Raw genomic sequence first — 17,562 nt, 5'->3', positions numbered from 1 at the left:
CATGGCCGCCTACGACTATATCCATGACGGCACGGCGATCTATGAGCGCTCCTTCGCCATTATCCGCGCGGAGGCCGATCTGTCGCGCTTCTCCGAGGCCGAGGCCGATGTTGCCATCCGCATGATCCATGCCTGCGGGCAGGTCGAAGCATCAAGTCATTTTGTGTTCTCCAAGGATTTCGTTGCCGCTGCCCGCATCGCTTTGGCGGCGGGCGCGCCGATCTTCTGCGACGCGGAAATGGTCTCGCATGGCGTCACCCGCGCCAGGCTGCCAGCCGGCAACGAGGTGATCTGCACGTTGCGCGATCCGCGCACGCACGACATCGCCAGGGAGATCGGCAACACCCGCTCCGCCGCCGCGATCGACCTGTGGGGCGACCGCATGGCCGGTTCGGTGGTCGCCATCGGCAATGCGCCGACCGCGCTCTTCTATCTCTTGGAGAAGTTGCGCGACGGCGCGCCGAAACCGGCGGCCATCATCGGCATGCCGGTCGGCTTCGTCGGCGCTGCCGAATCGAAGGACGCGCTGGCCGAGAATTCCTATGGCGTTCCCTACGCCATCGTGCGCGGCCGGCTCGGTGGCAGCGCCGTGACCGCCGCCGCGCTCAATTCATTGGCGAGGCCGGGCCTGTGAACGCCATTGCAAAAGGCCGTCTCGTCGGCGTAGGCACCGGTCCCGGCGACCCCGAACTGCTGACCCTGAAAGCCGCGCGCACCTTGGCGGAAGCCGATGTCGTGGCCTATTTCGCCAAGCGCGGCAACAACAGCAACGCGCGCGCCATCGTCGAAGCGCAGTTCCGCCCCGAAATGACGGAACTGCCGCTGCTCTATCCCGTCACCACCGAAATCGACAAGGACCACGACGACTACCGGTCGCAGATCACGGCTTTCTATGAGGAGTCGGCCGAGAGGGTCGCCGAGCACCTCGAAGCCGGCAGGATGGTTGCCGTGCTGTCCGAGGGCGACCCGCTTTTCTACGGCTCCTACATGCATCTGCATGTGCGCCTCGCCCATCGCTTCCCGACCGAAGTCATTCCCGGCGTCACCGCCATGTCCGGCTGCTGGTCGCAGACTGGTATCCCGATCGTCCAGGGCGACGATGTGCTGACGGTGCTGCCCGGCACGATGAGCGAGTTCGAGCTGACGCGCCGGCTGGCTGACACCGATGCCGCCGTCATCATGAAGGTCGGCCGTAACCTGCCCAAGATCAGGAGGGCGCTGGAGGCTACGGCCAAGCTGTCGCGCGCCGTCTATGTCGAGCGCGGCACCATGGCCGGCAGCGTGTCGATGAAGCTGGCCGACAAGCCGGACGACAAGGCGCCCTATTTCGCCATCGTGCTGGTCGCCGGCTGGTCCGGCCGGCCTGGCGTCTTGGGAGCGCAGGCATGAGCGGTCGTCTCACCGTCATCGGCCTTGGCCCCGGCAATGCCCATCAGGTCACCCCGGAAGCCAGCCGCGCCGTCGCCGAGGCCAAATTCTTTTACGGCTACAAACCCTATCTCGACCGGCTGGAGCTGCGCCCGGATCAGACCCGCGTCGCTTCCGACAATCGCGAGGAACTCGCCCGCTCCAAGGACGCCTTGATCAAGGCGGCCGAAGGCCACGATGTCGCCGTCGTCTCTGGTGGCGATCCCGGCGTGTTCGCCATGGCTGCGGCCGTTTGCGAAGCGATCGAGGCCGGCCCGGCCGAATGGCGCGCGGTCGACATCGCCGTCGTGCCCGGCATCACCGCAATGCTCGCGGTCGCCGCCCGAATCGGCGCGCCGCTCGGCCATGATTTCTGCGCCATCTCGCTGTCCGACAATCTCAAGCCCTGGGAGCTGATCGAACTGCGCCTGCTGGCGGCGGCCGGCGCCGGCTTCGTAATCGCACTCTACAATCCCATCAGCAAGGCGCGCCCCTGGCAGCTCGGCCGCGCCTTCGAATGCCTGGCCGCGATTCTGCCCGGCACCACGCCGGTGATTTTCGGCCGCGCCGCCGGCCGCCCGGACGAGCGCATCGAGGTCACTCTGCTGGCCGATGTCGAGGCTGAAAAGGCCGACATGGCGACCTGCATCATCATCGGCTCGCCGGAAACAAGGATCATCAAGCGCGCGGAGAAGCCGGCGCTGGTCTACACGCCGCGTTCGTCCACGGGACGGACAAAATGATCGATCATCGCGGCGAGTTGTTCGACGGTTTCAGCCGAAGCAATATCCGGCAAAGCCGGCCTGCGGATCATGACCAGCTCAATCCCAAGCGCCCGCGCCGCAACGATCTTGCCATAAGTCGCCGCGCCGCCGCTGTTCTTGGACACGATGACATCGATGCGATACTTTTCGAGCAGCGCGCGTTCCTCCGCCTCACGAAACGGGCCACGGGCCAGAAGATAGCTCGCATCCGGCACGGCAAGCTTGGGCTCGATCGCGTCGACGCTGCGGACGAGATAATGATGCTGGGGCGCAGCTTCGAAAGCAGCGACCTCTTGCCGGCCCAGCGCCAGGAAAACACGGCGCGGCGCCGGTCCAAGCGCTCGCGCGGCATCGCCGGATGTATTGACCTCAGTCCAGCGGTCGCCTTCGACAGGCTCCCAGCCGGGGCGTCGCAGGGCAAGGATCGGCAAACTGGCAATGCGCGCCGCTTGCGCGGCATTGGCGGAGATTTGCACCGCATAGGGATGCGTGGCGTCGATCAGCAGGTCGGTGCCCGTCTCCCGCAGATAGGCGGCCAGCCCATCGGCACCGCCAAAGCCTCCGCTTCGCACCGGCACGCCTTGCGCGACCGGGCTTTCAGTGCGGCCAGCCAGCGACAGCGTGACCGAGGCTCGCGCCGCCAGTTTTCCGGCCAGTTGCCGGGCTTCGGTGGTGCCGCCGAGGATCAGAATGCGGTGGGTCATCATGCCTGCTAGGGGTCAATCGAGCGCCGCCTGGCTCACAATCGTCGGCATCGGCGAGGACGGTTTAGCGGGTCTCGGCGACGAGGCCAAGCAGCGGATTGCCCAGGCGGAGATCATCTTGGGCGGCAAGCGGCACCTGGCGCTGGTCGCCTCCTTCGCCAAGGGTGAGGCTCGCACCTGGCCGGTTCCGTTCGATGCTGAGATGCGAGACGTACTCGCCCTTGTAGGCAGGAACGTCTGCGTGCTCGCTTCCGGCGATCCGTTCTTCCACGGCGTCGGCGCCACCCTCGCCCGCAAGGTCAAGCCGCAGGAGATGCATGTCATCCCCGCACCGTCGGCCGTTTCGCTGGCGGCCGCGCGCCTTGGCTGGGCGCTGCAGGACATCGAGACCGTCTCGCTGCACGGCCGGCCGCTCGATCTGATCCGGCCGCTGCTGCAGCCAGGCGCGCGCATTTTGGCACTGACGTCGGATAGCGATGCGCCGGCGGCAATAGCGCGCCTGCTCACCGAACTCGACTTCGGCGCCTCACGACTGACGATCCTGGAGGCGTTGGGAGGGCCAAGCGAGAGCCAGCGCTCGACCCGCGCCGATGCCTTCGATCTCGAAAACATCCATCCGCTCAACGTGTTGGCGGTCGAAATTGACTCGGGTCCGGATGCGCGCGTCCTGCCGCTCACATCAGGCCTTGCCGATCATCTGTTCGACCATGACGGCCAGATCACCAAACGCGAGATCCGCGCCGTCACCCTGTCGGCGCTGGCGCCGCGGCGCGGCGAATTGCTGTGGGACATCGGCGCCGGCTCCGGTTCTATCGGCATCGAATGGATGCTGGCCCATCCTTCGATGCGCACCATAGCCATCGAGGCCGATCCGATCCGCGCCGCCCGCATTGGCCGCAACGCGGCCGCCTGCGGCGTTCCCGGCCTTGTCGTGGTGGAAGGCAGCGCCCCCAAGGCGCTTGCCAGGCTGGATACGCCGGACGCGATCTTCATCGGCGGCGGCGGCAGCGATGCCGGTGTCTTGAACGCTGCCATCAAAGCGCTGCGCACTGGCGGCCGTCTTGTGGCCAATGCGGTGACGCTGGAGATGGAAGCCTTGCTTCTCGCCCGCCATGTCTCGCTTGGCGGCGATCTCACCCGCATCGCCATCTCTCGCGCGTCGCCGGTCGGCGCGATGCAGGCATGGCGGCCAGCCATGCCAGTCACGCATTGGAGCTGGGTGAAGCCATGATGGTCGCGGGTATTGGCAGCCGAAAGGGCGTGAGCGTCGAAGACGTGCTTGCCGCGATCGAAACCGCCCTCGAAGCCTACGGGCTGGCGATGACGGCCCTTTCGGCACTGGCGACTGCCGAGTTCAAGAAGAATGAAGAAGCGATCGCCGCCGCTAGCCGCGCGCTAAACCTTCCGGTCATCATCGTCGACGACGCGACACTTCAGGCCGCCTCGTCGGACACGCTCAGCCATTCCGAGCTCTCGCAAGAACTCGCCGGCACACCATCGGTTTCCGAAGCGTCCGCCCTTGCCGTCGCCGGCAAAGGCGCCAGACTGCTCGGGCCCCGCACGGTGCTCGGCCCGGTCACCTGCGCCATCGCCATCAGCGGAGATGCGCCATGACCGTCCACTTCATCGGCGCCGGTCCCGGTGCCGCCGATCTCATCACGCTGCGCGGCGCTCGGTTGCTGGCGAGCTGCCCGGTCTGCCTGCATGCTGGCTCGATCGTCGCGCCCGAATTGCTGCAGCACTGCGCGCCGGGGACAAAACTGATCGACACCGCGCCGATGTCGCTCGACGAGATCGAGGCCGAGTATGTCGCGGCCCATAAGGCCGGCCATGATGTCGCCCGTCTCCATTCCGGCGACCTGTCGGTGTGGAGCGCTGTTGCCGAGCAGATCCGCCGGCTGGAAAAGCACGGCATCCCTTATACGCTGACGCCCGGCGTCCCCTCTTTCGCCGCTGCCGCCGCCGCATTGCGCCGCGAGCTGACCATTCCCGAGGTCGCGCAAAGCCTGGTGCTGACCCGCATTTCCGGACGCGCCTCGAAAATGCCGCCCGGCGAAACGCTGGCCGGCTTCGGCCGCACCGGCGCCACGCTTGCCATTCATCTGGCCATCCACGCCATCGACCGCGTCGTCGCCGAACTGACCCCGCATTATGGCGGCGATTGCCCGGTGGCGATCGTCTTCCGCGCCTCCTGGCCGGACGAACGCGTGCTGACCGGCACTCTGGCGACCATCGAAGCGCAGCTCGCTGCCGACCCGATGGAGCGCACGGCGATCATCTTCGTAGGCCGCTCGTTGGCAGCGGAAGGTTTTGGCGAGAGTTCATTGTACGACGCCCACTATCAGCGGCGTTTTCGCGGGCGGGACGGATTGTGAACGGCAGCACCAAAAACAACGGCGAAAACGCCACGCTCGAAAAAGCCTTGTCCCGGCTGAATTTCAAGCCGCTCCGGCTTGAACCGGGCCATGTCTGGCTGGCCGGCGCCGGCCCCGGCGACCCCGGCTGCCTGACCCTGGAAGTGCTGGCGGCTTTGGCCGAGGCGGATGCATTGGTCTACGACGCGCTGGTCTCATCGGATGTCGTCGCCGTTGCCGAAAATGCCGAGCTTTTCTTTGCCGGCAAGCGCGGCGGCAAACCGTCGATGAAACAGGACGACATCACCGCGCTTTTGGTGCGACTGGCGCGCGACGGCCGCCGCGTCGTCAGGCTGAAGGGCGGCGATCCTTATATTTTTGGCCGTGGCGGCGAAGAAGCTCTGGCGCTGGCGCGTGAAAACATCCCGTTCCGCGTGCTGCCAGGCCTGACCTCGGGCCTCAGCGCTCTGGCCGCGACCGGCATTCCGGCCACCATGCGCGGCATCAACAAGGCGCTGATCCTGGCGACCGGCCACGCCGCTGGCACCGATGACGATCTCGATTGGGCGGCGATCGCCCGCACCGGCCAGCCTGTCGTCGTCTATATGGGCATGGCCAACCTGCCTTTGATCGCGGCGGCACTGCTCGACGGCGGGCTGGCGCCGTCGACGCCGGCGGCTGTGATCGTTGCCGCGACGACGCCGCAGGAACGAACCGTCGTCGCCACGCTCGCCACCATTGCCGAGCAAGCGGCCGCAGCCGGACTGACCTCGCCGGCGCTGATCGTCGTCGGCGGCATCGTCGCCATGCGCGCGGCACTGGCAGGCAAGGCATGACGGCTCGCGCCATCATCGTCGGCGCGCCGCGCTCCGGCTCCGGCAAGACCAGCGTCACCATCGGCATCCTGCGCGCGCTGACCCGGCGCGGGCTGAAAGTGCGCGGCGCCAAATCCGGCCCCGACTATATCGACCCCGGCTTCCACACCGCCGCCACGGGACTGTCCGGCGTCAATCTCGACAGCTGGGCGATGTCCCCGGCACTGCTCAACGCGCTTGCCGCGCAAGCCGCCGACGACACCGATTTCGTCATCCTCGAAAGCGCCATGGGCTTGTTCGACGGCATTCCGGCCTCGCCGGGGCGCACTGGGTCGGCGGCCGACCTGGCGCGGCTCTATGGCCTGCCGGTGCTGCTGGTGCTCGACGTCTCCGGCCAGTCGACCACCGCGGCCGCCGTCGCCAAGGGTTTTGCCACCTATGATCCGGACGTGCGCATGGCGGGCGTCGTGCTCAACCGGCTGGGCAGCGAGCGGCACCGGCGGCTGTCGGGCGACGCCATCGAGGCGATCGGCCTGCCGGTCGTCGGCGCCATCCTGCGCGATCCCTCGCTGAACCTGCCGGAGCGCCACCTCGGCCTCGTCCAGGCCGGCGAATATGACGACCTGATGGCGCATCTCGACCGGCTGGCCGACATGGCGGAAAAGTCGCTCGACCTCGACGCCATCATGGCCCTGGCGACACCCTTCACCCCGGCGCCCGGCAGCTTCGACGACGCGCTGGCGCCGCCCGGCCAGCGCATCGCGTTGGCCGAGGATGCCGCCTTCACCTTCCTCTATCCACATGTCGCCGCCTACTGGCGCAAGGCGGGTGCGGAAATCGTCCCGTTCTCGCCGCTCGCCGACGAAGCGCCCCACGAGACCTGCGATGTCTGCTGGCTGCCCGGCGGCTATCCCGAGCTACACGCCGGCAAGCTCGCCGCCGCCGCGAATTTCCGCGCCGGGATGGCGTGTTTTGCAGCAACAAAGCCCATCCATGGCGAGTGCGGTGGCTTCATGGTGTTGGGCGAAGCGCTGGAGGATGCGTCGGGCGAAACGCATGCGATGCTCGGCCTGCTCGGCCATTCCACCAGCTTCGCCAAACGCAAGATGAATCTCGGCTACCGCGAGGCGCGGTTGCGCGTCGACTGCCCGCTGGGCTCACAAGGTGCGCTGATCCGCGGCCACGAATTCCACTATGCTCAGATGACGGCGACAGGCAATGACGAGCCGCTGGCCGACCTTGCCGACGGCCAGGGCAATCCGATCGGCGCCTCGGGCTATCGGCGCGGCCATGTCAGCGGCACCTTCTTCCATGCGATTGCGAGGGGCTAGAGCATGAAGTTCAAGAATCTGGCTCTTTCACCACGGCAGGTCGTCGACGACATCGCGCTTTGCCTGGTCTTCTTCACCCGTCTGCCGCTGCCCGTCTTCGATTTTCGCGGCCGCAGTCTTGCCGCCGCGATCTGGGCAGCCCCCATTGCCGGACTTGTCGTCGGCCTGATCGGCGCCATCGTCTTCGCCACGGCGGAACGGTTTGGCCTGGCCATGGGGCCGGCGGCCGCACTTGCGCTCGTGGCAACCGTGCTCACCACCGGCTGCCTGCATGAGGACGGGCTATCCGACGTCGCCGACGGCTTTGGCGGCGGCAAATCACGCGGCCGCAAACTCGAGATCATGCGCGACAGCCGCATCGGCGCCTATGGTGCGGCGGCGCTGGGCCTGTCGCTGCTGATCCGCTGGAGCGCGCTGTCGGAACTCGTCGACCCTACACAGGCCCTGTTCGCCCTCCTGGCCGCGCACGCGGCCTCGCGCGGCCTGCTTGGCGCCTTCATGCATCTCTTGCCCCCGGCGCGGATCGACGGGCTCTCGGCCGACGCAGGCACGGTTTCGCAGGAAACCGCCATGGCCGGCGCCGTGCTCGGCGCGATCCCGCTCCTCTTGCTCGGACTGGGCGGCGCCGTTTTCGCGCTGATCCTGCTTGGCCTGCTGTTTGCCGCCTTCCGCGCCCTTTGCCTCAACCAGATCGATGGCCAGACCGGCGACACGATCGGCGCCTTGCAGCAGGCAAGCGAGATCGCGGTGCTGCTCGTCGCTTCCGTAGCGCTTTCCTGATCCCTTGGCCTGATTCCCTTTCGGAGACTTTGCCCCCATGCCCTTCAAATCGCTTAGTGAATTGCGCGCCGCCTGCCTCGATCTGCCGGCCGGCAGCGACACTGCCGCCAATGCGGTTGCGCGCCGCCAGGACACGCTCACCAAGCCGCAAGGTAGCCTTGGCCGGCTGGAGACGATCGCCGCCTGGCTGGCGCGCTGGCAGGGCCGCGACATGCCGAAACTCGACCGCGTAAAAGTCTTCGTCTTCGCCGGCAACCACGGCGTCACCGCGCAAGGCGTGTCGGCCTATCCCTCGGAAGTCACCGTGCAGATGGTGGCGAACTTCGCCGGCGGCGGTGCCGCCATCAACCAGCTTGCCCGCATGGCCGGCGCCGAACTCGACGTCATCCCGCTCGATCTCGACCATCCGACCGGCGACTTCACGCAAGGGCCAGCGATGGATGAGAAAGCTTTTCTCGCCGCCGTCTCGGCCGGCTACGACGCGGTGACGAAAGACATCGACCTGATCTGCTTCGGCGAAATGGGCATCGGCAACACCACGCCGGCGGCCGCCATCTCAGCAGCCCTGTTCGGCGGCGGTGCGGAAAAATGGACCGGACGCGGCACCGGTGTCGATGACGCCGGCCTCAAGCGCAAGGTGGTCGCCATCGAAGCCGGCCTGAAGCGCCACGCTGCCGCCTTCGCCGATCCGCTGACTATCGCCGCAGCACTCGGCGGCCGCGAACTCGCTGCCATCTTCGGCGCGACGCTGGCCGCCCGGCATCTCGGCATACCCGTGCTGCTCGACGGCTTCGTCTGCACCGCAGCCGCAGCCCCGCTGGCAAAGCTGCACCCAACCGGCCTCGCCCACACCATCGCCGCACACGTCTCGGCTGAGTCAGGCCATCGCGGCCTGCTCGAAGCGCTTGGCCTGCCGCCGCTGCTCGATCTCGGCATGCGGCTCGGCGAAGGCTCCGGCGCCTGCCTCGCCGTCAACATCGTCCGCTCGGCGCTGGAATGTCACGTCAGGATGGCGAGTTTTGCAGAGGCTGGCGTTTCGGAGAAGTAGATCCGTCAAAATTTCAACGTGATTGAGCCAAAACAATAACGCCGTTTTGATTGTGCCATGAGACGAAGAAATCTCATGTGAAGACCAAACGATGTATTTGAAGATGACAATTATCGCCGCACTGCTTTGCAGCACTGTTGCGCCGGCATTTTCTCAGGTCCTTGACGAGACAGGCCGGCCGCGGCGACCCGGCGAGGACGGCCTTGCCAGGGTGCAGTCCGGCATCACCATGAGCATTCCGGTCAAGGACGGCGAAGACATCGCGGTGCAGCAGGAGGCCGGGCTTCGTTCCTTCTACAAGCTCGCGTCCGGCAGTTGCGCCATGGTGCTCGAAACCATCGCCGACAGCTGCGAAGTCACCAACGTCACCACCAACGTCAACGCCAGGGATCGCAGCATGGGTGCCGCTGCCGGATCGCAGATCACCGTGACCGGTCAGATCGCCATGAAGGTCAAGTTCAAGGCCAGCCTCGGCAAGCCTGCACCGTGATCGACGCTAGGCTCGAGACGCATCAAACGCGTCTCGTTTTCAGGGTCTTTCCACCAACTCTTCTAGGAATTTGGTGGGTGCGCACAGGATTGAACTGTGGACCCGCTGATTAAGAGTCAGCTGCTCTACCAACTGAGCTACGCACCCACTCGGCCGGCAAAAACCGGCGTTGGCGGGCATATAGCCGCCACCATCGGTCCTGTCCAGCCCTGCCGGAATCATTTCCCGACAAATCGCCTGGAGCCTCGCTTTTGGGCGTTGACGCAGGACGAAGCTTTACGTTCTTTTGGCGGGACAGCGCCCCCCTCTGCCCTGCCGGGCATCTCCCCTCCAGGGGGAGATCGGAAGCTTCGTCGTCCCACCTCTCTTTCTGCATTCGAGGTTGGCGAAATCCGAAGTTAAGGCCAATCTCCCCACTTGAGGGGGAGATGTCCGGCAGGACAGAGGGGGGCGGTGAAGGATCGCTAACAGCGACGGTCTTCCTCGATGCATTAAGGCGCAGTCAGACGAACAGTCTGCCCTCCGCCACCTTCACGGCATTGCCGCCAATGCGCGCCGAGGCCAGTTTTCCGCCTTGCACGGTCAGTTCGAGGCGGATGCGCGAAGGCCGGCCCATCTCCAGCCCCTGCTCGATCCACAGCTGCGAAATGCCGTCGGTCGGCGCGTCGAAATGCATGATGGCGCCGGCAAAGGCCGCAGCCGCCGAGCCGGTCGCCGGATCCTCGTAGGAAGGCGTGCCGGGCACGATCATGCGGACATGGAAGGCGCTTTCGTGGTTCACCGTTTCGCGGCAGTAGACATAGGGACTGGCGAAGGCCCACTCGCTCTTGCGCGGCGCCAGTTCCGACCAGGCCTGGTTGTCCAGCCGGATCCGGCCCGCCGCTTCGAGATTGGCAACCGGAATGGTGACGTAGGGCACGCCCGCCGACCAGAACGCGACGCGGTGATTCTCGAAGCCGATCTCGTGCGGCGTCAACCCAAGCGCCGCACAGATCGCCTCCGGATCGGCCTCGAGCTTCAGCGGCTCCGGCAGCTTCGCCAGGTCGAACTCGGCAAAGGTGTTGCCGTCATGCTTGCTGACGGCGCACCGCACCGGGCCGATGTTTTCTTCCAGCACGAAGATGCCGGCGCCGCCCTCTTCCGCCAGTTCGGCCAGCGCGATCGCCGCACCCACCGTCGGATGGCCGGCGAACGGCATTTCATAGTCGGGCGTGAAGATGCGGATGCGATTTTTATGCTTGGGATTGTCCGGCGGCAGCACGAAAACCGATTCCGACAGGTTGAATTCGCGCGCGATGGCCTGCATCGCGGCCGTGTCCAATCCCTTGCTGTCCAGCACGACGGCCAAGGGATTGCCGGCCAGTCGCTCGGTCGTAAACACATCGTAAAGCAAGTAATTCCGGGTTTTCATTCCTGCCTCAATCCCAACATGGGCGAAATTTAATTTGATATTTGAACCAGTAAGCCTGATCTGTGCACAGATAGGGACACTACGCATTATAGGGGTCCAGCGTGGACCAGATTGTCAATCTGCCAAACACGGAATCGGATTCCGCCATCGAGACAGCGCTTGGGCTCGACCAGAGGGGGCGGCGCAAGTCGCGCCGGCGCGGCTGGCTCTATGCGCTGCTGGCGCTGATCGTGCTCGTCGCCGGGCTTGGTGCCTATCAGTGGTATGCCGGCTCGCCGGCCAGGATTGACTACACCACAGTGCCTGCCGCCAAGGCTGATCTCACCGTCGCGGTGTCGGCAACCGGCACGCTGCAGCCGCTCACCCAGGTCGACATTTCAAGCGAACTATCCGGCATCATCCGCTCGGTCTCGGCCGAGGAGAACCAGCAGGTCAAGAAGGGTGACGTGCTGGCGACACTCGACACGGTGAAACTCGAGGTCCAGATCGAGCGCGCCGAAGCTTCGGCCAAGGCCGCCGCCGCCAATGTCGAGGACGCCACGGTTACGCTGGCCGAAAACGAGAAGGCGCTGGTGCGCGCAGCAGCGCTGACCAAGCGCGGCATGGCGACCGACCAGTCGCTTGAAGCAGCAACCGCCACGCGCGACCGTTCCAAGGCAGCGCTCGACAGTGCGCAAGCCAACCTCGCCATCGCCCAGGCCGACCTCAAGGCGCAGCAGACCGACCTTGCCAAGAGCACCATCTATGCGCCGATCGACGGCATCGTACTGACGCGCTCGGTCGATCCCGGCCAGACGGTTGCCTCTTCGCTCCAGGCGCCGGTGCTGTTCATCATCGCCGCCGATCTCAGGAACATGGAACTGGTGGCGGCGGTCGACGAGGCCGACATCGGCGCGGTCAAGCGCGGACAGCATGCCCGCTTCACAGTCGATGCCTTCCCCGAGCGGCCGTTCGATGCCGAGATCCGCGACATCTCCTATGCCTCCGTCACCACCGACGGCGTCGTCACCTACAATGCACGGCTCGAGGTCGACAACAACGAGTTGTTGCTGCGGCCCGGCATGACCGCCACCGTTTCGGTCGTCACCAAGCAGGCCAAGGGCGTGCTCACCGTACCTGCCACCGCCTTCCGCTATCGCCCGGCGCAGCAGGCCGCCCGCGGCTGGAGCCTGAGCGACCTGTTCACCGGCCGCATGGGGCGCCCCGGCGGCAACCGCCAGCGCCAGGCCGCCACAGTGCCCACCGACGGCTCGCGCACGCTCTACGTGCTGGAGAATGGGCGTCCGCACCCAGTCAACGTCAAGATCGGCTCCACCGACGGCGAACTGACCGAGATCATCTCTGGCCTGGATGAAGGCGCTCAAATCATCACCGCGTCGCAGCAGCGGAGCTGATGCCGTGGCTGCGGGCGCGACCCTCATCACCTTCGACAAGGTCTGGAAGAGCTACGGCCAGGGCGAGGCCAAGGTGCATGCGCTGGCCGGCGTCGATCTTGCCATCCGGCGTGGCGAATTCGTCGCCATCATGGGTCCGTCCGGCTCCGGCAAGTCGACGGCGATGAACATCATCGGCTGCCTCGACACGCCGACGGCCGGAACCTATTCTTTCATGGGCATCGACGCCGGCCGCCTCGACCGCAACCGCCGCGCCATGCTGCGCAACCTTTATGTCGGCTTCGTCTTCCAGGGCTACAATCTGCTGGCCCGCACCACGGCAGCCGAAAATGTCGAACTGCCGCTGATCTATCGCGGTGTTGCCGCGCGAGAGCGCCGAGACCTTGCCATGCAGGCGCTGGCGGAGGTCGGCCTTGTCGGCCGCGAGCACCACACGCCGGCCGAACTGTCCGGCGGCCAACAGCAGCGCGTGGCGATCGCGCGCGCCATCGTCACCCGCCCGACACTCCTCGTCGCCGACGAGCCGACCGGCAATCTCGACACCGCCCGCACGCACGAGATCATGGAGCTGCTCACCCGGCTCAACACCGGGCTTGGCCTGACCGTCGCCATGGTCACGCATGAGGCCGACGTCGCCGACTATGCCGAACGAACCATCCGCTTCCTCGACGGCCACGTCGCTTCGGATTCCAGGAAGCTGGAGATCGCACAGCCATGATCTGGGAAACCGTCCGCCTCTCGCTGCGCTCGATCCGCCGCAACGTGCTGCGCTCGTTCCTGACCTTGCTCGGCATCGTCATCGGCGTTGCCGCCGTTATCGCCATGCTCACCATCGGTTCGGGCACCACAGCAAAGGTCAAGGCCGACATCTCCAAGCTCGGCAGCAATCTGCTGGTGGTCCGCTCCGGCCGTCCGGCCGGCCCCGGCGGACCGGGCGGGCTCGACCAGGTGGTGCGTCCGCTCGCGGAAAAGGACCTTGCGGCACTTGTGGCGCATCTCAGCGGCGCGCGCGCGATTTCGCCGGCCTCGCAGAAGCAGGTCCGCGTCATCTTCGGCACCGAGAGCCTGACTTCGGGCGTCACCGGCACCGACAGCGCCTATCTCGATGCGCGCGACTGGAAGCTGGTGTCGGGCCGCCCGTTCAGCGATTCCGAAACCCGCTCGGGCACCGGCGTATGCCTGATCGGCGAGACGGTGCGCCAGCAATTCTTCGGCGCCGGCGATCCCGAGGGCGAGATCATCCGCGTCAACCGCACCTCCTGCAAGATCATCGGCCGGCTCGAGCCCAAGGGCTATACCGGCTTCGGCCAGGACCAGGACAATGTCGTGCTGATGCCGTTGCACGCCTACCAGCGCCGCATCGCCGGCAACCGCGACATCGACAACATCTACATCGCCGCCGACGACCGCACACCGACCAGCGAATTGCAGCCGCGCGTCGAGGATATTTTGCGTGATGCGCGCCGCATCACGCCGGACCGCGAGAGCGATTTCGCCATCCGCGACATGACCCAGATCGCCGATGCCATGGCCAGCGCCACCACCACCATGACCGGCATGCTCGGCGCCGTCGCCGGCGTCAGCCTGCTGGTCGGCGGCATCGGCATCATGAACATCATGCTGGTGTCGGTCACCGAGCGCACCCGGGAGATCGGCATCAGGCTGGCCATCGGCGCGCATGAGAAGCACATCCTGATCCAGTTCCTGGTCGAGGCGACGGTGCTGTCGCTGCTCGGGGGCATCATCGGCATCCTGATCGGCCTGGCGCTGGCCGGCCTCGCCGCGGTGACGCTGACCATCCCGTTTGCGCCGAGCCCGGCGGTGATCCTGCTCGCCGTCGGCTTTTCCGCCCTGATCGGCATGGTCTTCGGCTTCTTCCCAGCATTGCGCGGCGCCAGGCTCGATCCGATCGACGCGCTAAGGCACGAATAGGGCAACCCGGCCAGAACGCGGCCGGCGCTCCGACCCGGTTTTGCACAGTCTTCGACGTTTCCACCCGGCCCGCCACTGTCCCCACACTGTTCGCGATGCTAGGGCAATTGACCTTGGGTGGAGGAATAGCGGGATGAGCAAGAAGGCGCGACTGGTCCTGGCGATGGTGGTCATCGAGGCAGGTCTTGCAGGCATCTGGTGGTATCTCGCCCGCTTCGGCATGGCCAATCCCGATCGCGTCACATCAGATTTCCAGGCAGTCGTCGGCCAGACCATGGGAATGGCGATGGGCGGCTTGCTTGGCATCGGCTTCATCCTGTTCCTCGTCGCCGCCCGCAACGATCGCAACGCGGCACAGAACAAGACGCGCCCTTAATTCCTGTTTGCGAAATGCCACTCGATCAGCGGCTTCATGTGCGGCGACAGCCCGACCGGCAGGTCGGCGGCATGGCGAATGATCACCGGCCCGTCGATCTCCGGGTCGGTCTCGGTGGCGACGAAGGCCGAGATGCGCCTGGCGATCTCGTCGGCGGACGCCGTCGCGTGATAACGGCGGAAGATTACCGTGCCGCTGCTGGTCGACATGGCATGGTAGCGCTTGCCGCGTTCCGCACCTGACAGGTCGAGACCGGTTTCCTCGCGCACCTCGCGGATCATGTTGAAATCGACATCGACCAGCCCATCGCGAAAATCGATCGGCTCGAACGAGCCGGCAGCGAAATAGACGCGGCCGGCATTGACTGTGTGCGGCCCCATGCGGATCGCCACCAGCGCATTGTCGCCGGCCACCAGCATGGCATGGGCATAGGCATGCTCGGCGCCCGAATTCTCGCGCCGCTTCCGCCACAGCATGAACGTCGAGTAATTGACCGCATGGCAGCGGCCGACGAGACGGCTGTCGCGGTAGGCAAGTTGCGACAGCAGCACCACCATGCCGTCGAACAGCGCCGGATTGGCGGCGATTTCGTGCTGCCAGTTCTCGGCGATCGCCTCTGCATTGTCCCTTGCGAAAGGGTGCGGACCGGGATCGAGCCGGACGTCGATGTCGTCGACCGGCAGGATGACGTTGCGCGGCAGGTCGAAACTCATACCGTATCAGGCCCCAATACTGCTTACCGGACAATGTCCAGCGTGATCGCCACCGGGCAATGATCCGATGCCTTCGGCCGGTCCCAGCCGGCGCGCGGAAACCGCTCGACCTCCTGGCCGGGCGGAAAAATGGTGCGCCAGGGCTGGCCGTTGCGGATAATGTCGGGAACGGCCGTTGCGTTGCTGGCGGCGAGCCCCTTCGACAACAGAATGTAGTCGAGTTGGCACAGATGCCGCTCTTCGGGTCCTCGCGTGTGGTAGAAACTCCAGCGGTTCATCTCCGGCCGCCGCTCGACGACATTTTCGCAAAAGCCGCCTGCCGTCAGCACGTTGATGCAGGACAGGGCTTCGTCGACCACCTCGAAGCGATAACCGTCGATCGCATCGCCTGCTACCTTCACGCGCTGGCGATAGTCATTCATGTCGCCGCAGATCGCCCAGCGTTTGTCGGCGGCCCCACTTTTGTCAGCGGTGTCCCCACCGAAGCGCTCCTCGATGATGCGGCGCACGGCCTGCGCCTCTGCGATGCGCACCGGCATCGTCGCCTCGCGCCCGTCGAGCCCGTTGCGCGGCGAGCCCATCGACTTGAAATGCACGAGATAGAGCGTCAGCGGCACGCCACCCACGGTGACGTCGATCTCCAGGCAGTCGCGCCGGAAAATGCGCTCATTGGCCTGATTGCCCAGTACCTCGAGTTCCGGCGTGTGCAGCCCGAACTGCTCGTAGGTGACGTAGGCGTGGCTGGTCATGCGCACGAATTCGATCGGCTGGCCCTGCGCGGTCTCGTTGCGCATCATCACGGCAACGTCGATACCGCGCGAATCATTGCCCGATGTGGTGTATTTCTGCCGGTAGCCCTGCCCCACCATCTTGAACAAATAGCCGTATTCGAAGGCCTTCAGCGCTTCGATGTTGTCGACCTCCTGCATGCAGATGATGTCGGCCCGGGTGGCAGCGATTGCCAGCGCCGTCAGTTGGCGCGTGTCGTCGGACTGGGCGATGGCGCGGGCCTGCTCCAGGATCCTGTATTCCGCCTCGCTCTGGATATCGAACAGCGCCAGCGTTCGATCCTCGTTGAGCTGGTTGCGATAGCCGGAAAAATCGAACCTGTTCATCAGGTTCTCGACATTGAAGGTGGCAAGGCGCAGCGACATGCCATGACCTTTGCCCGCAAGTGCTTCGGAAAACAAGCGCGCAAAACCACCATCTGAGATCGATTGGTCCTGGGCGCGTTCGCGTCATGGTTGACGGAACCTTTCCGTTCATCCGCCGTTCAGATGCAAACATCCATTGTTGCCCATTCCTCGGGTGGGCGTGGGGCCTGTAACTCTTGGAGAGTGCAATGAGTTCGCTCTTTTCTTCCACGGTCAAATCGGGGCTGATAGCCCTCGGTATCCTGTCCGGCGTCACGGCACCGTCCGCCGCCGGACCGATCATGCAGCCGGATCTGTCGATACCAACCAGCACGGCGGCGCCGAATGTCACGCCGGTTCGCGACAGTTGGGCCGGCGGCAACAACCGTCAGTTCAACAACGACGATTGGAGATGGCGCCGGTCGGGCAATTGGGACGGCGGCCGTCGACACTGGCAGGGCGGCGGCGGTAACTGGAATGGTGGAGACAACTGGCGTTGGCGCCATGGTCGCCATCACTATCGCGGCGGCCGTTACTACGATGATGGCGCGAGTGCCGCAATCCTGGGCCTTGGCCTGGGGCTTGGCCTCGGTAGCATGTACAACAATTACGACTACTATGACCGGCCGGCGCCGCGCCGCTACTACCGCGCGGGACGGCTTTCGAGCGCCCATGTCCAATGGTGCTACAACCGCTACCGGTCGTACCGGGCCTACGACAACACCTTCCAGCCCTATAACGGCCCGCGCCAGCAGTGCTACTCACCCTATTGAGCTGACCTGTAGCTGAGCCGACCGACAGAATGAAAAAACGGCGCCACTTGGCGTAATGCAGTTCACTTAAGTTGGGCTGGATGAGGATCTGGTAAGACCTATCGAACAGGATGGAGATTCGTTTCCATCCTGTTCGT

20 protein-coding genes and 1 tRNA gene are annotated in these 17,562 nt (G+C 65.5%); 16 read left to right on the top strand and 5 right to left on the bottom strand.

Annotated features, from left to right (window positions below):
* Position 1: 1 nt before the first annotated feature.
* Genes NKH06_RS00105 through NKH06_RS00095 form a run of 3 tightly spaced genes read left to right on the top strand, consistent with a single transcriptional unit; the run spans position 2 to position 2,150 of the window.
* The gene (locus NKH06_RS00105; protein ID WP_352751302.1) at positions 2-634 is read left to right on the top strand and encodes a precorrin-8X methylmutase; all 633 of its coding nucleotides are present in this window, start codon (positions 2-4) and stop codon (positions 632-634) included.
* Positions 631-1,389: a precorrin-2 C(20)-methyltransferase gene (locus NKH06_RS00100; protein ID WP_352891817.1), complete on the top strand. Its 759-nt coding sequence runs from the start codon at positions 631-633 to the stop codon at positions 1,387-1,389. The genes NKH06_RS00105 and NKH06_RS00100 overlap by 4 nt, the downstream gene beginning before the upstream one ends.
* Positions 1,386-2,150, top strand: a complete 765-nt coding sequence (locus NKH06_RS00095; RefSeq protein ID WP_023812398.1) for a precorrin-3B C(17)-methyltransferase — start codon at positions 1,386-1,388, stop codon at positions 2,148-2,150. Before NKH06_RS00100 ends, NKH06_RS00095 begins: the two co-directional genes overlap by 4 nt.
* On the opposite strand, the gene NKH06_RS00090 is transcribed toward NKH06_RS00095, so the two are convergent.
* On the bottom strand, positions 2,114-2,875 hold the full coding sequence (locus tag NKH06_RS00090; protein WP_352891816.1) for a cobalt-precorrin-6A reductase: 762 nt from the start codon (positions 2,873-2,875) through the stop codon (positions 2,114-2,116). The genes NKH06_RS00095 and NKH06_RS00090 overlap by 37 nt on opposite strands.
* A 1-nt stretch (position 2,876) precedes the next feature.
* Here NKH06_RS00090 and NKH06_RS00085 point away from each other — a divergent pair, with 1 nt between their 5' ends.
* From NKH06_RS00085 to NKH06_RS00050, 8 genes are all read left to right on the top strand, one after another.
* Entirely contained in the window at positions 2,877-4,106 is a 1,230-nt protein-coding gene (locus NKH06_RS00085; protein WP_023812400.1) for a bifunctional cobalt-precorrin-7 (C(5))-methyltransferase/cobalt-precorrin-6B (C(15))-methyltransferase, read from the top strand.
* The gene (locus tag NKH06_RS00080; RefSeq protein ID WP_023812401.1) at positions 4,103-4,489 is read left to right on the top strand and encodes a cobalamin biosynthesis protein; all 387 of its coding nucleotides are present in this window, start codon (positions 4,103-4,105) and stop codon (positions 4,487-4,489) included. The genes NKH06_RS00085 and NKH06_RS00080 overlap by 4 nt, the downstream gene beginning before the upstream one ends.
* Positions 4,486-5,250: a precorrin-4 C(11)-methyltransferase gene (gene cobM / locus NKH06_RS00075; protein ID WP_352761444.1), complete on the top strand. Its 765-nt coding sequence runs from the start codon at positions 4,486-4,488 to the stop codon at positions 5,248-5,250. The genes NKH06_RS00080 and cobM overlap by 4 nt, the downstream gene beginning before the upstream one ends.
* Entirely contained in the window at positions 5,247-6,065 is an 819-nt protein-coding gene (cobA, locus tag NKH06_RS00070; RefSeq protein ID WP_352891814.1) for a uroporphyrinogen-III C-methyltransferase, read from the top strand. The genes cobM and cobA overlap by 4 nt, the downstream gene beginning before the upstream one ends.
* Positions 6,062-7,375: a cobyrinic acid a,c-diamide synthase CobB gene (locus tag NKH06_RS00065; RefSeq protein WP_352891813.1), complete on the top strand. Its 1,314-nt coding sequence runs from the start codon at positions 6,062-6,064 to the stop codon at positions 7,373-7,375. The genes cobA and NKH06_RS00065 overlap by 4 nt, the downstream gene beginning before the upstream one ends.
* 3 nt (positions 7,376-7,378) lie before the next feature.
* Complete coding sequence (cobS, locus tag NKH06_RS00060; RefSeq protein WP_352891812.1) at positions 7,379-8,155, top strand: adenosylcobinamide-GDP ribazoletransferase; 777 nt, start codon at positions 7,379-7,381, stop codon at positions 8,153-8,155.
* 37 nt (positions 8,156-8,192) lie between these two features.
* On the top strand, positions 8,193-9,203 hold the full coding sequence (cobT, locus tag NKH06_RS00055) for a nicotinate-nucleotide--dimethylbenzimidazole phosphoribosyltransferase (protein WP_352891811.1): 1,011 nt from the start codon (positions 8,193-8,195) through the stop codon (positions 9,201-9,203).
* 91 nt (positions 9,204-9,294) lie between these two features.
* Positions 9,295-9,693: a hypothetical protein gene (locus tag NKH06_RS00050; protein ID WP_352891810.1), complete on the top strand. Its 399-nt coding sequence runs from the start codon at positions 9,295-9,297 to the stop codon at positions 9,691-9,693.
* 71 nt (positions 9,694-9,764) lie between these two features.
* Here NKH06_RS00050 and NKH06_RS00045 read toward each other — a convergent pair.
* Both NKH06_RS00045 and NKH06_RS00040 read right to left on the bottom strand, forming a co-directional pair.
* Positions 9,765-9,840: transfer RNA gene (locus tag NKH06_RS00045), tRNA-Lys, on the bottom strand.
* Between the two features lie 355 nt (positions 9,841-10,195).
* Positions 10,196-11,104: a PhzF family phenazine biosynthesis protein gene (locus NKH06_RS00040; RefSeq protein WP_352891809.1), complete on the bottom strand. Its 909-nt coding sequence runs from the start codon at positions 11,102-11,104 to the stop codon at positions 10,196-10,198.
* 101 nt (positions 11,105-11,205) lie between these two features.
* Here NKH06_RS00040 and NKH06_RS00035 point away from each other — a divergent pair, with 101 nt between their 5' ends.
* The 4 genes from NKH06_RS00035 (at position 11,206) to NKH06_RS00020 (ending at position 14,806) form a co-directional block, all read left to right on the top strand.
* Positions 11,206-12,498 carry an efflux RND transporter periplasmic adaptor subunit gene (locus NKH06_RS00035; protein ID WP_352891807.1) on the top strand — a complete coding sequence of 431 codons (1,293 nt, stop codon included), beginning with the start codon at positions 11,206-11,208 and terminating at the stop codon, positions 12,496-12,498.
* Positions 12,499-12,502: 4 nt separating this feature from the next.
* Positions 12,503-13,216, top strand: coding sequence for an ABC transporter ATP-binding protein (locus tag NKH06_RS00030; protein ID WP_352891806.1), 714 nt, complete (start codon positions 12,503-12,505; stop codon positions 13,214-13,216).
* Positions 13,213-14,430, top strand: a complete 1,218-nt coding sequence (locus NKH06_RS00025; protein ID WP_352612402.1) for an ABC transporter permease — start codon at positions 13,213-13,215, stop codon at positions 14,428-14,430. The genes NKH06_RS00030 and NKH06_RS00025 overlap by 4 nt, the downstream gene beginning before the upstream one ends.
* Positions 14,431-14,563: 133 nt before the next feature.
* Entirely contained in the window at positions 14,564-14,806 is a 243-nt protein-coding gene (locus NKH06_RS00020; RefSeq protein WP_352439810.1) for a hypothetical protein, read from the top strand.
* Here the strand turns inward: NKH06_RS00020 and NKH06_RS00015 are convergent.
* Positions 14,803-15,519, bottom strand: a complete 717-nt coding sequence (locus tag NKH06_RS00015; RefSeq protein WP_352439809.1) for a hypothetical protein — start codon at positions 15,517-15,519, stop codon at positions 14,803-14,805. The genes NKH06_RS00020 and NKH06_RS00015 overlap by 4 nt on opposite strands.
* Before the next feature lie 23 nt (positions 15,520-15,542).
* Positions 15,543-16,673 carry an endonuclease/exonuclease/phosphatase family protein gene (locus NKH06_RS00010; RefSeq protein ID WP_023812413.1) on the bottom strand — a complete coding sequence of 377 codons (1,131 nt, stop codon included), beginning with the start codon at positions 16,671-16,673 and terminating at the stop codon, positions 15,543-15,545.
* 188 nt (positions 16,674-16,861) lie between these two features.
* Between NKH06_RS00010 and NKH06_RS00005 the strand changes: the two genes are divergently transcribed.
* Entirely contained in the window at positions 16,862-17,425 is a 564-nt protein-coding gene (locus NKH06_RS00005; protein ID WP_023812414.1) for a BA14K family protein, read from the top strand.
* The last annotated feature ends 137 nt before the right edge of the window (positions 17,426-17,562 follow it).

The sequence above is a fragment of the Mesorhizobium sp. M1342 genome (genome assembly GCF_040317955.1).
In the GTDB taxonomy this organism is placed as follows: domain Bacteria; phylum Pseudomonadota; class Alphaproteobacteria; order Rhizobiales; family Rhizobiaceae; genus Mesorhizobium.
Note: the sequence above shows the minus strand (reverse complement) of the source record. Positions and strands in the feature narration are given on the sequence as shown.